This is a genomic window from Klebsiella quasivariicola, from assembly GCF_002269255.1.
GTDB lineage: Bacteria > Pseudomonadota > Gammaproteobacteria > Enterobacterales > Enterobacteriaceae > Klebsiella > Klebsiella quasivariicola.
This window is the reverse complement of the sequence record NZ_CP022824.1, coordinates 213,738-226,678: the sequence shown is the minus strand read 5'-3', so window position 1 is coordinate 226,678 and position 12,941 is coordinate 213,738. Positions and strand designations below refer to the sequence as shown.

Sequence of the window (12,941 nt, the reverse complement as noted above, 5' to 3'; positions counted from 1 at the left end):
CCACCTGATTAAAGGTGATATTCTCACCTCAACACAAAACAGGTGACTTAATGAACAAGAAAACTAAGCGTACTTTCACCCCCGAGTTCAGGATGGAATGTGCACAGCTGATTGTTGATAAGGGCTACTCCTATCGACAAGCCAGTGAAGCGATGAATGTCGGTTCTACCACGCTTGAGAGCTGGGTACGCCAGCTCAGGCGTGAGCGCCAGGGGATTACGCCCTCTGCCACACCTATTACTCCAGACCAGCAACGTATCCGCGAGCTGGAAAAGCAGGTTCGTCGCCTGGAGGAACAGAATACGATATTAAAAAAGGCTACCGCGCTCTTGATGTCCGACTCACTGAACGGTTCACGATAGTTGCCAGACTGAGTGACAGCCACACGGTCGTCAGCCTGTGTTCTGCTCTGGGAATACACCGCAGCAGTTACCGATACTGGCGAAAACGACGCGATACGGTTAATCCGGCGCGAGTCAGGCTGTGCAGCGAAATACGCCGGGCGTGGAATCAGAGCCGGGGCTCAGCAGGGGCGCGTACTCTGGCTGACATGCTGACCCAAAACGGCGTCCCGATGAGCCGTTACCGTGCGGGGCGTCTGATGAAACATCTGAACCTGAGCAGTTGCCAGCCTGGAAAACATCAGTACAAAAATGCCCGTCAGGAGCATACCTGCCTGCCTAATCTGCTCGAGCGTCAGTTCGCTGTGCCCAAGCCAGACCGGGTGTGGTGCGGAGACATTACGTATATCTGGGCCGGAAATCGCTGGTGCTATCTGGCGGTCGTCATGGATCTTTTTGCCCGCAGGGTTATCGGCTGGAGTCTGTCAGTACATGCCGATACCGCACTGATAAGCAGTGCCCTGCGGATGGCCTATGAAACACGTGGTCAACCGCGTGATGTCATGTTCCATAGCGATCAGGGAAGCCAGTATACCGGTCTGAAATATCAACAACTTCTCTGGCGTTACAGAATAAAACAAAGCGTCAGTCGGCGGGGAAACTGCTGGGATAATAGTCCCATGGAACGCTTCTTCCGCAGTCTGAAAACAGAATGGGTACCGGTGAATGGTTACGCAGGCAAGGACGAAGCCCGACAGCAAATTAATGGTTACATATTGAACTACTACAACAGCGTCAGACCTCACCATTATAACGGTGGGTTGACGCCGGAAGAGTCTGAGAACAGGTACCATTTTTACTGTAAAACCGTGGCCAATATTACTTGACCACTACAAGAATCGGCGACCAGAGGGTAATCAGGCTCATACGAAAGTGGCTCACAGCCGGGACCTCAGAGGAAGGAGAATGGCGGGCATCGGAGGAAGGAGAATGGCGGGCATCGGAGGAAGGCACCCCACAGGGTGCGGTTATCTCGCCGCTGCTGGCAAACATCTACCTCCACTATGTCTTCGATCTGTGGGCGCATCAGTGGCGACGCCGCCATGCCACAGGCAATGTGGTCATGGTCAGATACGCAGATGACATAGTCATCGGGTTCGACAAGCGAATCGACGCTCAATGCTTTCGTATAGCCATGCAGCGCAGACTGAAGGAGTTCGGACTCACGGTACATCCGAAGAAAACCCGACTGACGGAGTTCGGCCGCTTCGCAGCCGAAAACCGCGCCAGCAGGGGAAAAGGTAAACCAGAAACGTTCAACTTCCTCGGGTTCACGCATATCAGTGGGAAAGATCGTAGTGGCAGGTTCATGCTGATACGAAAGACACGCCGGGACAGGATGACGGCGACACTGAAAGCGATCAAGGACGGACTACGAAAGCGCTGGCATTACTCAATCCACGAACAGGGAAAATGGCTCAGGAGAGTGGTTCAGGGATACCTGAACTACCACTCAGTCCCGGGCAACTATCCCATGATGCGGAAGTTCAGGATATACGTAACAGACCTCTGGCGACGGGCGCTGAGGCGCAGGAGCCAGCAGGATGATACGACATGGACGAAAGCAAACAGACTGGCAGCCGTATGGCTGCCGAAGGTTCGGGTTCTGCATCCATGGCCTGTGGAGCGGTTCACCGCCAGACACCCAAGGCAGGAGCCCGGTGCGTGAATAGCGCACGCCGGGATCTGTGCGGGGGGTACCCGGTAACGGGTATCCCTACCGCGACATTATTTTGCGGAGGCCGTTTTTTTTCAAGTCATCTTGTTGCCGTTGTCTGTAACCATTTGCTGTTCCTGCAAAAACAGGGAAATTTCAGAAGGATCGCTGCCAGTCCGGAGAATCGTTATCTAATAAAATGTAATATACTGACGTACAGTGCATTTATTCTGAGTGGAGTGATTATGAATACGGGTTTAAGGCAGGTTCTGCGATATGCAGGCGTCCCGGTTGACGCCGCTGAACCGGTGCGCCGGCAATTCGGTAGCCGCCTGATTTTAATCGTGACGGTTGCTCTTCTTCCGCTGTTGATTGTTGACGTCCCTCAGTGGCTATTTGTGCTCTCTCAGATTATCTGGGGAAGCGGTATGTACATTGGTATCTCCGTGGCCAGTGATAAACCAGATCGCCGATAAGCTCAGAACGAGAGGTCTCCCGGGCCGCCTGGTGACGGGCAGCTGATAAACTGGCGCCATGCCATCAACACCGGATAAGGACGTCGCCGGCTTGTCTTTGCCGCCGGCTCCGCTTTGTCCGGCCCCCTCCCTCCGGTCTGCGGCCTTTATACGCAGCCATCGCGTCGCGATGCCAGCTTCTGCTTTTCTCCCTGCGCTCGTAAACCGCGACAGGGGACCTCATGTTGTATCTCCTGCATCGCTTCGGGTAGTGCCGTGCCTTCACTTTAGCCCGGCCGCTGCAGATGCAAGGGTTCGCTGGCGCCGCCATCCTCGCCCGGTCGCAGTTTTTTTAGGAAGCTCGCCGTTCTTCCCGTCGTTTTCTCGCTCAGGTTCGCTCTAAAACCGTCCAGACCAGCTTCGTGCTTTATCTGCGCTGCGGCCTCCGGTGTCGCCCTTGCATCTTCCGCTTTCCGCCGGGCTGTCGTGTCGGCACGGCACAACCCGGTGCCGCAATCTTATGAACCTGTGGAGGTTGCTATGTATCATGCCCGTCAAACCATGCTGAATGTAGAGGAGTCCGACCGTCTCTCGTTCCTGCCGGATCTGTTTGGTAACGATTTTCTGGCCGGAGAGATGCAGGTCTATGCGCTCGCTGAGAAACACATCACCGATTACTGCGGAGGCTTCTGGCATTTCATCCGTATTCCGGAGGGCGGCGGCTACATGATGCCTGACGGTGACCGTTTCCATCTGACTAACCCGGATAACTGGTTTGATCGGTCCGTCAGCGCGGATGCGGCCGGAGTTATCATTACGGCGCTGGCGATCAACCGCCGTATCTGGCTGCACCATGAACGCGGTGATGCTGCCCTGACACGCCACCTGATGCTGCGGGAATCGCAGCTGTGGAATTTCATTGACTCTCATGACGAATGCGCTGCTATTTACGCGGCTCTGGACTGATACTATATCGGGGCGCCCGACGCCCCGTTTAAGGTCAGAGACGGCACGATCTGTGAGGAGCTTACCCGGCTTCGCAGATCGGTGCGGCCGCGCGAAAATCCTGGCAGGCTTCGCCTGCCAGTGAGGCGGTTCGCCACACCTGCGGCGCTGCGTACTGGCCTCACCTCAACAGGTCGCCAGTTAAGGATTAAGAGCGTAATATCTGCGTACCTTTTCTTCTTTTGCTGATTTTGCGTATGTCGCAGTGGAATATTGCCTCTTTTTCAAAGGAGGAGCAGGACAAAGTTGCCGTCGATGAGGTGGCTGCTGATGTTGCCTGGCAGGAGCGCATGAACAAGCCCGTCATGCCGGAACTTGTTGAACGGGAACAGCCTGAACACCTGCGCGAATATTTCCATGAACGGTTCCGCGTACATCGACTGAACAGTCAGCAGCTGCCGCGCGCAAATGCACCCGAATATAATAAACCGGGCGATGATCAGCAGAATTGATTTTCTTACTCAGTGTGTCCAGGGAGGGTAATCTGTGCGTATGTCTCTGATGTTTGCTGCCGTGACGCTTTTAACCGGTATTAACCTGTTTTTTATTCCGTTTCAGCCTGTTCCGGCTCTGTGGGGGGCTATCCTGGCCGTTGCTTTTGTTCTGATTAATGTCGTGGCGGATAAGCTGCGCCTCTGGAGTGGTATTGCGTGGATTATCGTTGCCGGCATCATCATAACGCTGATGCTGAAGGGGAAAGAGCCGGGTGACGAATTTCGTGTCCTGATCACCGTTTTCGCTTTCCTGGCTTCAATCTGGTATAGCGTTGCGCAGTTCAGGAAGGAAAATAAGCTCCGTTCCTGACGCCCCGTCTGGTATGCCGCCGGTTTATCATGGCTTCTTTCCGGCGGCATGAAAAACATATTCTCTCCAGTCTGCATCTTTACGTTTCCGGCTTGCTCCCTGCTGTCTGTCTGCTTTCTCTTCTTCTTCCTGCTGTGATGTCTCTTTTTAACCCTTAAAGGCTTTAAAAGCACACCCGCACTGGACACCTTCGGCTCCCGGCCAGCTGCGCTGTCCAGTCGTCGAGCCACACTCCGCTAACCGCGAAAAGATGCGGTAAACTCCGCCGAACCCGCTACGCGGTTTCGGGCCTGGCGGCTAGTGTCTGATGTCTGAAGTCAAGGTCAACGGCAGCGCTTGCTGCGACCGTTCCGGCCGCGCCGCTTTCACCGTGCCGGCGATAAAGCTGCCGGCACTCTGCAGGGCAACGCCGTTTCGCGCCCGCGCTCTTCGTCGTTGCGGCGGGTGCCTGCTCCTTCCCCCTGGCGCCGTATCACCCGTTTGAGTCCATTCGCCGGGGCTGAGACAAGCACAGTCGCCATCATCCGTCCAGGGTAAATGGCACGCGGTAAACCGCGCCCTGGACAGCTGCCGTCGCCCGTGCTCGTTTACGCCCTTGCGGCGAACGGCTCTCAAACGGGTGAAGTTAATACCAGGGGGCAGGTTCAGCAGGTCCCCGCACAAAGTCAAAACCGCGGCCCCGGCAACTCAACGGGTGATGTTCTTTAAAAATCAGGAAAAAGAAAAATGCAGGATCCTTCATTGCGAACGTATCGGATCGCATTTCTGGGAAGCAATGCCAGCGGCAATCTGCCGATGTTTACCCGGGTGCAGGCCACGACCGGAAAACGGGCGATAAAAGCGTTTATTGAACGCTGTGAACCCGTCAAAGGCTGGTTTCTGGGCGCACCGGAAGACATTACCGATCAGGTTCAGAAGGAGGAAGAAGAGGCGGGAAGCAAACCGCAGGTATGAAAAAAGCAGGGTAAACCCTGCTTCTCCCACGCCGTAAAAATCGCACGAACGGTTTTTCCGGCTTCGTTAACTACCATAAGGAGTCAACTTTATGATCGTTTCTATTTTTTCACCTTCCGCAGGCGCTGTAAAGCCCCGTCGTCATTCGCGCAATCTGCGCGCAGATATCACCGCACCGGAGATTGATCCCGCTCTCAGAGCTTTCGGGCGTCATATCGCCAGAAGTCACCGCAAAGGGCGCGGTGTCCACATCCCCGCGATGAAAAATACCGCCCTCGGGCAGGTACTCCGCACGCTGGAACTGAAACGCGCATTTAACTGATGAGGTGAGCCGCCCCGCGAGGGGCGGCAACTGCAGGAAGGAGAAAACACAATGACACCGACTACCGCACAGATCATGACGGAAAATACCGTCAGCCAGACTTACCGGGCAACCTATTCACCCGATGATAATAAATTGCGACTTTACGCATCATTACGGCTCGATGAAGAAACGTATTCCCTGATCAACAAAGCAGGCTTTCGCTGGGCGCCCAAACAGAAACTCTTTGTGGCGCCAGCCTGGACGCCGGGGCGGGAGGATGTCCTGCTTTCGCTCGCCGGTGATATCGAGGACGAGGACAGCACCCTGTTTGATCGCCAGGAGCAGCGCGCCGGGCGGTTCAGTGACTACAGTGACCGGCGGGCGGTTGAATCGGAGCAGGCGCTTGCGCATGTTGATTCGCTGGCATCGGCTGTCCCGCTGGGACAGCCGATCCTGGTAGGCCACCACAGCGAGCGCCGCGCGCGCCGGCATGCGCAGAAAATTGAGAGCGGCATGAAACGTGCCGTGATGCTGTTCGAGCGTGCGGAATACTGGGAACAGCGCGCGCAGGCCTCTCTGCGGCACGCAAAATACAAGGAGCGTCCGGATGTGCGTTACCGCCGTATCAAAAAAATCGAGGCGGAATTACGCAAGTCCCAAAAGCACATTGCCCGGTCTGAAAAGTATATGACGATGTGGCGTGCGCAGACGCTCGATCTGAAAATGGCGTTACTGGTCAGTAATTATGATCATATTCATGCCTGCTTCACGCTCGACAAATACCCCCGCCCGGCAGAGAAAAGCCAGTATGAGGGCTCGATGTCTCTCCATTCTGCCCTGTCGGAGGAGATCATTACTTTTGAACAGGCGCGTGATATTGCGATCCGCTGTCATGAGCGCACGATTAACCACCAACAGCGCTGGGTTAATCATTACCAGAACCGCCTGGCCTACGAACGCGCGATGCTCAATGAAAACGGTGGCGTTGTCACCCGAACACAGGAATTTGAACCAGGCGGGCAGGTACTGAGCCGGGGAGAATGGTTAACCATTCTCCGGGTTAACCGGAGTAAGGGGGAGGTGAGTTCAGTCGAAACGCCCGGTTATCGCTTTCTGGGCTACAGCGGCACGATGAAACTCACGCCCGACCGTATCACGGACTACAAAGCCCCGACAGCGGAGGAAGCCAGCGACGCGAAGAAAGCGGCGAAGCGCCCACCGATCGTCAATTATCCGGGGGAAGGGTTCCGGGAAATGACAAAAGCCGAGTGGGCGAAATTACCCGCTGATTATAAAGGCGTGCGGGGTGCTGCAGAAACCGAAACACACGGCGCCTACCGCTTCCGCCGGTGCATGACGCACGGTTGTACGCTCGTGAATGTGTATATCACAGACATGAAAACCGTTGAAATTCCGAAAAAATAGCAGGAAGGCTCCCCGGCATCTTGCCGGGGAGGTCAGGGAGTACATTCATGCATCATGACCTTAAACACCGTATTCAGGCGATGCGGGTCAAACTGGAAGGGCGCGCCCCTGTCGCTGAAATTCGGGGTAGCTCGCAACTTTTTGTCACCCCCTCCCCGGAATGTCGCCGGTTGGTTGAGCTGGCTGATGTCCGGGAAACCGATCGCATTCTGGAACCCAGTGCCGGAACGGGCGCCATACTGCAGGCGATCAGGGATGCAGTCCCCCGGGCGAAGTGTGACGCCGTGGAGCTGCACGCCGGGTTAGCCCGTCACCTGCAGGCTCATTTCCCGGAGGTCCGGATCTGGTGCGGAGATTTTCTCGAATATCATCCGGAGCGCCGGTATACACGAATTATCATGAATCCGCCGTTTAATCGCGGTGATGATATCCGGCATATCCGGCGGGCATTAACTCTGCTTGAGCCTGGCGGGATTCTGACGGGCATATGCCTGGACGGGCCGCGTCAGCAAAAGGCGCTGGAGTCCCTGGCGGACGTCTGGGAGCCATTGCCGCGGGGAACATTCACGTATACCCAGGTAGCGACCGCCATTCTCAGAATAACCGTCTGTTGACACGTTAAGCCGGCGGGGCACCTGTCCCCGTCTGGCCGCGCCTCGAAAGACCGCGCGCCTGCGGCGCCGGGAAAACCGGGCCGCGCTGACGCGCCGCCCGCATTTCCTTTCCGCGTCTTCCCTGTTTGCTGCCTGCTGTCTGCCTGCTTCCTCTTCTTCTCCCTGCTGTGATGCCTCTTTTTAACCCTTAAAGGCTTTAAAAGCACACCCATACTGGACACCTTCGGCTCCCGGCCAGCTGCGCTGTCCGGTCGTCGAGCCACACTCCGCTAACCGCGAAAAGACGCGGTAAGCTCCGCCGAACCCGCAAGCGGTTTCGGGCCTGACGGCTAGTGTCTGATGTCTGAAGTCAAGGTCAACGGCAGCGCTTGCTGCGACCGTCCCGGTCGCGCCGCTTTCACCGTGCCGGCGAAGGACTGCCGGCACTCTGCGGGGCAACGCCGTTTCGCGCCCGCGCTCTTCGTCGTTGCGGCGGGTGCCTGCTCCTTTCCCCTGGTACCCGTATCACCCGTTTGAGTCCATTCGCCGGGGCTGAGACAAGCACAACCCGTCTTGCTGTCCAGGGGACGGCAGGGCCTTTCGCAATAAATTTTTTCCCGGCCATTCCGCTGCCGCTTCATTGGACCGAAAAAAATTTCCCGCTCACCCCCGGACATCTGCACCGGGCCGTGCTCGTTTACGCCCTTGCGGCGAACGGCTCTCAAACGGGTGAAGGTTATATCCAGGGGGCAGGTTCAGCAGGTCCCCGCAAAACGTCAAAACCGCGGCCCCGGCAACTCAACGGGTGATGGTTTTAAAAGGCAAAACAACGGATTAAGGAGATTCATCATGGCAGCACGTGGCGTTAACAAAGTCATTCTGGTTGGACATCTGGGACAGGATCCGGAAGTGCGTTACATGCCCAACGGGGGCGCAGTGGCCAATCTGACGCTGGCCACGTCTGAAACATGGCGTGACAAGCAGACGGGAGAGATGCGCGAAAACACCGAGTGGCACCGTGTTGTCATGTTCGGCAAGCTCGCGGAAGTGGCGGGCGAATACCTGCGTAAAGGCGCACAGGTCTACATCGAGGGCCAGCTACGCACCCGCAACTGGCAGGACGATGCCGGAGTCACGCGCTACGTCACCGAGGTGCTGGTCGGGCAGAACGGCACCCTGCAGATGCTCGGCGGCCGCCGTGAATCCGGAGTGCCTGAGAGCGCCGCGCAGCCGCAGAATCCTGCCACCCCGGCACAACCTGCTCAGGCCGCAGCTAAATCCCCGAAAGCGAAGGGCGGTAAGAAAGGCCGTCAGGATGCCGCCCCGTCTCAGCAACCGCCTCAGCCACTCCCGGATGATTTCCCACCAATGGATGATGAAGCGCCCTTTTAAACCACGATGAAGACGCCCCGTTCAGGCGGGGCAGAAAAGGAGAAACACATGGACCATAACGTTTTGTCCCCGCTTGTATCCCTGCCGGATGGCACGTTTACCCGCGAGCAGGCTCAGGTTGTCGCAGCGCAGTATCAGAATGTGGCGATTGAAGATGACCAGGGGACTCATTTTCGCCTTGTCGTCCGTCATCAGGATGACGGCAGCATGATCTGGCGCGTCTGGAATTTTGAACCGGGCGGCGAGGACATGATGAACCGCTACATCCGGGACTACGGAGTACGCAAAACGAAGTAAGCAGTAAGAAGAAGGCCGGACAGGTGGGCTGTCCGGCAGACATTCATCAATAGCTAAGAGGTATCAATTATGTCTGCAACAGAGTCTAAGGTAAAAACTGCACCGAAAACCAGCAAAAAAACGCTTAAGTCTGCCGAAGCTGAGGCGCTTAAAGTGGCTCTCGATGCCGCACAGGTCGAGTATGTCCCTGTGACGGCACTGGTGAAGTCTCCCCTGAACGTCAGGACCATTCCCTATCCGGCGGAGAAAGTCTGTTCAATGGCAGATTCCATTGAAGCCATTGGCCTGTTGCAGAATCTGGTCGTGCATAACCTCCCGGATGGTCGCTGTGGTGTGGCTGCCGGTGGTCGTCGCCTGAAAGCGCTGCAGCTCCTGCAGAGTGAAAACCGTATCGATGCCGGATATCAGGTGATGGTGAAAAAGGTACCTGATGAACTGGCTGTTGCGGCATCAATGGCAGAAAACGAACAGCAGATGGCAATGCATCCGTCTGAACAGATCGCCGGGTTCCGCACACTGGCAGAGCAGGGGAAAACCCCCGCGCAGATTGGCGATTTACTGGGGTTCGGTACGCGTCATGTTCAGCGCATGTTGAAACTGACCGAACTGGCTCCCGAAATTCTGGCGGCGCTGGCGAAGGATGAAATCACCACCGAACACTGCCAGGCACTGGCGCTCGAAAGCGATCAGAAACGCCAGGTGGAAGTGCTGGAATCCGCCCGCAAACGGTCCTGGAATAATGAAGTATCAGTTTCCTCGATCCGTAACCTCATTATCTCAGAAGAGGTTTCCACAAACGGCGACAAATTCCGCTTTGTGGGAGAGGCCGCATTCAGTCCGGATGAAATCCGGGTTGATCTCTTCAGCAGCGAAAACGGCGGCTATGTCAAAAGTGCATCGCTCGATACCGCCCTGCTGGAAAAACTGCAGAACATCGCGGAGCACCTCCGCGAAGCGGAAGGCTGGTCATGGTGTGATGGTCGTCTTGACCCTATTTCACACTACGGGAAGGACACTAAAATCTGGCGCCTGCATGCTGTCCCGCCTGTGGAATATACCGAAGCCGAATCAGAACGTCTTGCGGAACTGGAAGCTCTGGAAGCTAAGTATGAAGACGAGAACCCCGGCGTGAATGATGACGTCTTGGCCGGGGCTCTGGAAGCCGTCTGGGAAGAACAGCAGACCATCGCGCACCGGGCAAAACACCGGGCATGGACGGATGAAATGAAGCAATCTGCCGGAGTGGTGGTTTCCTGGACTGGCCAGGAGGTGAAAGTACAGCGCGGTGTGGTGCTGTGCGCCGATGAAAAAATGGAGGAGAAGGGTGCATCCACCGATCAGGCCCCTGAAAAAGTCGATCCGCTGGACGCCGTCAGTGTCCCGTTGCTGACCCGCCTTTCTTCTGAACGCACACTGGCGGTTCAGGCGGCCCTGCTGCAGCAGCCGCAGAAAGCCGTCGCGCTGATGGTCTGGAAAATGTGTAACTCGGTTTTCCATACCACAACGTCCGTCAAAGAGCCGTTCTGCATTAGCGTGAGTGTGTCGCATTACGCGCTGACCCGTGAAGCACCTGACGGTGAAAACAGCGTTGCGTTTCAGGCCATCCAGTCAGAAAAAGAACGTCTTGAAGCCCTGCTGCCGGAAAACTGGCGAAAGGATATGACCACCTTCTTTACGCTCGATGGCGCAACCCTGATGGCACTGATGGCTTTCTGCACCGCCTGCTCCATAGATGGTGTACAGGGCAAGGATGAATTTGGTCGTAAACACCAGAGTTCGCTGGATGGGGTGGAAAACGCCATTCAGTTTGACCTTCGTGACTGGTGGAAACCGACGGCTGATAACCTTTTCTCGCACATGAAGCTGCCACACATTGTACAGGCACTCTCTCAGGCCGGACTGGCTGGCGCAGCACAGGACGCCGCGAAGATGAAGAAAAAGGATGCCGCTGAACATGCAGAGCACTTCCTCTCAAAAATCCGTTGGGTTCCGGAATGGATGACCAGTGCTGACAATCAGAAACAGCTTGCCGCAAAGTCTGAACTCAGTCTGGCAACAAGTCAGAACGATACCGACGCTGATGCCGGCGACGTCAGCGACCATAACAACCCGGCCTGCGCCGCCTGATAACGGAGACGCCGCCCTGCGGGGCGGCGATAAGGAGACTGAAAATGAAAACGTTACTGACTCTGGATGTCCTGAAAACCATGTCTTCTGATGAGCTGGAAGACTACCGCGCCGCCGGTGAAGACTTTCGCCGGGAGCTGAGTCACGCTGTCATGCGCGATCTGACCTCACCGTCCGGCTGGTCCGTGAATGCCGAATACCGGTGCGAATTTGGCGGCTTCTTTCCTGTCCAGATCCGTTTTACCCCCTCTCATGGTCACTTTGATGTGGCGGTATGCAGTCCGGGGGAGCTGAATCCTCGCTGGATAGTGGTCTTTGTTACCCGTGACGGTCAGCCGTTCTCTGTCGTTCGCGTGATGGATGCATTCAACCCTGAACTCATCACCCATACTCTGGATCTCATCGAGTGTCTTGACGCCGGTGGCTACTCGTTTGCCAGCATCATCAGCACGCTGTCACAGGAGGGCGCACAATGATCCCGTCATCCAGTGCTCTTGTATCCCTTAAACCAGCCCGTCAGGCCGCGCTGCAGGCCATCATGACGGTGGAAGAGGCTCGCCAGCGCGGCGCACGTCTGCCATCGATGCCACACGTCCGGACATTCCTGCGCCTGCTGACAGGCTGTAGCCGGATTAACAGTGACGTTGCCCGCCGTATTCCTGGCCTTCACCGTGATCCAAAAGACCGCCTTTCCAGCCTGAAACAGGTGGAAGAGGCGCTGGATATGCTTATCTCCAGCCACGGGGAATACTGTCCGCTGCCGCTGACAATGGATGTGCAGGCTGAACTTTTTCCGGAAGTCCTTCATACCCGAACAGTACGCAGGCTAAAACGTCAGGACTTTGCCTTCACCCGAAAAATGCGCCGTGAAGCCCGTCAGGTCGAGCAGTCCTGGTTACTGCGTCAGAACCTGCTGGGACAGGCTGTCACAGAACTGAATTTTCAGTCACCGGAAACCGTCTGCACCTGGTACACCCGGTGGAGCGACGAGTTTGACGCGGCAGAGCTTGCAGCACCGTTCTGGCGCTGGCAGTCGCGATTCACATCGCTGAAGGAACTGGACTGGCTTCGCATCAGCGGTGAGCCGCTGTATGCAGTGATGTACGAAATTCCGTTAATTGTCCGGGAAACACCTGAACATATTCGTGTTGCTGAACGCTGGCAGGTGCCAAATAAGCTGGCTGATCGGAGTGGTGTATGAAGTGGCGCTATTCTCTGCGCTGGAAACTGCCGCACAGGCCCTGCCCGGGTCCACGGGAACTGATTTCCGTTGTCGTGGAGGCAGGGCAGGCGGCACCTGAAGAGGTGATGTCACGCTGGGTGGCTGGCTCAGGTTACGCTGTATGCGTGGATTTTCTCGGCCAGAAACAGATCCAACGCTGGAGCGATGAACGGAAAGCTGCGGTGAGAAGGCGCAACATGCAGGCTCGTATTCATCGTGTTGCCCCTTTGTTTGCCGACGAGTTAATCGAGCGTGAACTGGCTGCGCGTCCGGAGTATTTCAATGGCAAGTCCGCCCGATGAATA

General features: G+C 56.3%; 15 protein-coding genes and 1 pseudogene. All 16 read left to right on the top strand.

What is annotated here, in order from left to right; all coding sequences use genetic code 11:
• Positions 1-14: 14 nt before the first annotated feature.
• The 16 genes and pseudogenes from B8P98_RS29185 to B8P98_RS29085 all read left to right on the top strand — a co-directional run bounded on the left by B8P98_RS29185 (position 15) and on the right by B8P98_RS29085 (position 12,938).
• Positions 15-1,228, top strand: a protein-coding gene (locus B8P98_RS29185) for an IS3 family transposase (RefSeq protein WP_095032960.1) whose coding sequence is annotated in 2 segments (ribosomal slippage) — positions 15-309 and positions 309-1,228 — 1,215 coding nt in all. Because the reading frame shifts where the segments join, the coding sequence is not laid out codon by codon here.
• Positions 1,228-2,070 (top strand): annotated as a pseudogene (locus B8P98_RS29180) (reverse transcriptase domain-containing protein); the annotation flags it as partial. The gene B8P98_RS29185 and the pseudogene B8P98_RS29180, both read left to right, overlap by 1 nt.
• A 233-nt stretch (positions 2,071-2,303) precedes the next feature.
• A complete protein-coding gene (locus B8P98_RS29175) occupies positions 2,304-2,534 on the top strand; it encodes a hypothetical protein (RefSeq protein WP_004118481.1) in 231 nt (76 codons plus the stop codon).
• A gap of 519 nt (positions 2,535-3,053) precedes the next feature.
• The gene (locus B8P98_RS29165; protein WP_004118478.1) at positions 3,054-3,479 is read left to right on the top strand and encodes an antirestriction protein; all 426 of its coding nucleotides are present in this window, start codon (positions 3,054-3,056) and stop codon (positions 3,477-3,479) included.
• 236 nt (positions 3,480-3,715) lie between these two features.
• Positions 3,716-3,970 (top strand): DNA polymerase III subunit theta, encoded by a 255-nt coding sequence (locus tag B8P98_RS29160; protein WP_064184150.1) that lies wholly within the window; start codon positions 3,716-3,718, stop codon positions 3,968-3,970.
• Between the two features lie 34 nt (positions 3,971-4,004).
• On the top strand, positions 4,005-4,322 hold the full coding sequence (locus B8P98_RS29155; RefSeq protein WP_004118473.1) for a hypothetical protein: 318 nt from the start codon (positions 4,005-4,007) through the stop codon (positions 4,320-4,322).
• Positions 4,323-5,048: 726 nt separating this feature from the next.
• Positions 5,049-5,276, top strand: a complete 228-nt coding sequence (locus tag B8P98_RS29145; RefSeq protein ID WP_004182050.1) for a hypothetical protein — start codon at positions 5,049-5,051, stop codon at positions 5,274-5,276.
• 91 nt (positions 5,277-5,367) lie between these two features.
• Positions 5,368-5,598 (top strand): CCDC81 family HU domain 1-containing protein, encoded by a 231-nt coding sequence (locus B8P98_RS29140; protein WP_032433725.1) that lies wholly within the window; start codon positions 5,368-5,370, stop codon positions 5,596-5,598.
• Positions 5,599-5,649: 51 nt separating this feature from the next.
• Positions 5,650-7,005: a DUF3560 domain-containing protein gene (locus tag B8P98_RS29135; RefSeq protein ID WP_004182052.1), complete on the top strand. Its 1,356-nt coding sequence runs from the start codon at positions 5,650-5,652 to the stop codon at positions 7,003-7,005.
• Positions 7,006-7,052: 47 nt separating this feature from the next.
• Positions 7,053-7,619, top strand: a complete 567-nt coding sequence (locus B8P98_RS29130; protein WP_095033680.1) for a methyltransferase — start codon at positions 7,053-7,055, stop codon at positions 7,617-7,619.
• A gap of 828 nt (positions 7,620-8,447) precedes the next feature.
• Positions 8,448-8,990 (top strand): single-stranded DNA-binding protein, encoded by a 543-nt coding sequence (locus tag B8P98_RS29110; protein WP_001568054.1) that lies wholly within the window; start codon positions 8,448-8,450, stop codon positions 8,988-8,990.
• Positions 8,991-9,038: 48 nt separating this feature from the next.
• The gene (locus tag B8P98_RS29105) at positions 9,039-9,287 is read left to right on the top strand and encodes a DUF905 domain-containing protein (RefSeq protein ID WP_001568055.1); all 249 of its coding nucleotides are present in this window, start codon (positions 9,039-9,041) and stop codon (positions 9,285-9,287) included.
• Positions 9,288-9,356: 69 nt separating this feature from the next.
• Entirely contained in the window at positions 9,357-11,414 is a 2,058-nt protein-coding gene (locus B8P98_RS29100) for a ParB/RepB/Spo0J family partition protein (RefSeq protein WP_048266273.1), read from the top strand.
• Between the two features lie 44 nt (positions 11,415-11,458).
• Complete coding sequence (gene psiB / locus B8P98_RS29095) at positions 11,459-11,890, top strand: conjugation system SOS inhibitor PsiB (protein WP_001568057.1); 432 nt, start codon at positions 11,459-11,461, stop codon at positions 11,888-11,890.
• On the top strand, positions 11,887-12,615 hold the full coding sequence (locus B8P98_RS29090; protein WP_001568058.1) for a plasmid SOS inhibition protein A: 729 nt from the start codon (positions 11,887-11,889) through the stop codon (positions 12,613-12,615). Before psiB ends, B8P98_RS29090 begins: the two co-directional genes overlap by 4 nt.
• On the top strand, positions 12,612-12,938 hold the full coding sequence (locus B8P98_RS29085; RefSeq protein ID WP_001568059.1) for a hypothetical protein: 327 nt from the start codon (positions 12,612-12,614) through the stop codon (positions 12,936-12,938). Before B8P98_RS29090 ends, B8P98_RS29085 begins: the two co-directional genes overlap by 4 nt.
• Positions 12,939-12,941: the final 3 nt, after the last annotated feature.

Excerpts from the sequence above, each read along its gene's own strand:
- B8P98_RS29160 (WP_064184150.1), top strand. The coding sequence starts at position 3,716 with ATGTCGCAGTGGAATATTGCCTCTTTTTCAAAGGAGGAGCAGGACAAA.
- B8P98_RS29140 (WP_032433725.1), top strand. The coding sequence starts at position 5,368 with ATGATCGTTTCTATTTTTTCACCTTCCGCAGGCGCTGTAAAGCCCCGT.
- B8P98_RS29175 (WP_004118481.1), top strand. The coding sequence starts at position 2,304 with ATGAATACGGGTTTAAGGCAGGTTCTGCGATATGCAGGCGTCCCGGTT.
- B8P98_RS29145 (WP_004182050.1), top strand. The coding sequence starts at position 5,049 with ATGCAGGATCCTTCATTGCGAACGTATCGGATCGCATTTCTGGGAAGC.
- psiB (WP_001568057.1), top strand. The coding sequence starts at position 11,459 with ATGAAAACGTTACTGACTCTGGATGTCCTGAAAACCATGTCTTCTGAT.
- B8P98_RS29090 (WP_001568058.1), top strand. The coding sequence starts at position 11,887 with ATGATCCCGTCATCCAGTGCTCTTGTATCCCTTAAACCAGCCCGTCAG.
- B8P98_RS29130 (WP_095033680.1), top strand. The coding sequence starts at position 7,053 with ATGCATCATGACCTTAAACACCGTATTCAGGCGATGCGGGTCAAACTG.
- B8P98_RS29165 (WP_004118478.1), top strand. The coding sequence starts at position 3,054 with ATGTATCATGCCCGTCAAACCATGCTGAATGTAGAGGAGTCCGACCGT.
- B8P98_RS29105 (WP_001568055.1), top strand. The coding sequence starts at position 9,039 with ATGGACCATAACGTTTTGTCCCCGCTTGTATCCCTGCCGGATGGCACG.
- B8P98_RS29085 (WP_001568059.1), top strand. The coding sequence starts at position 12,612 with ATGAAGTGGCGCTATTCTCTGCGCTGGAAACTGCCGCACAGGCCCTGC.
- B8P98_RS29135 (WP_004182052.1), top strand. The coding sequence starts at position 5,650 with ATGACACCGACTACCGCACAGATCATGACGGAAAATACCGTCAGCCAG.
- B8P98_RS29100 (WP_048266273.1), top strand. The coding sequence starts at position 9,357 with ATGTCTGCAACAGAGTCTAAGGTAAAAACTGCACCGAAAACCAGCAAA.
- B8P98_RS29110 (WP_001568054.1), top strand. The coding sequence starts at position 8,448 with ATGGCAGCACGTGGCGTTAACAAAGTCATTCTGGTTGGACATCTGGGA.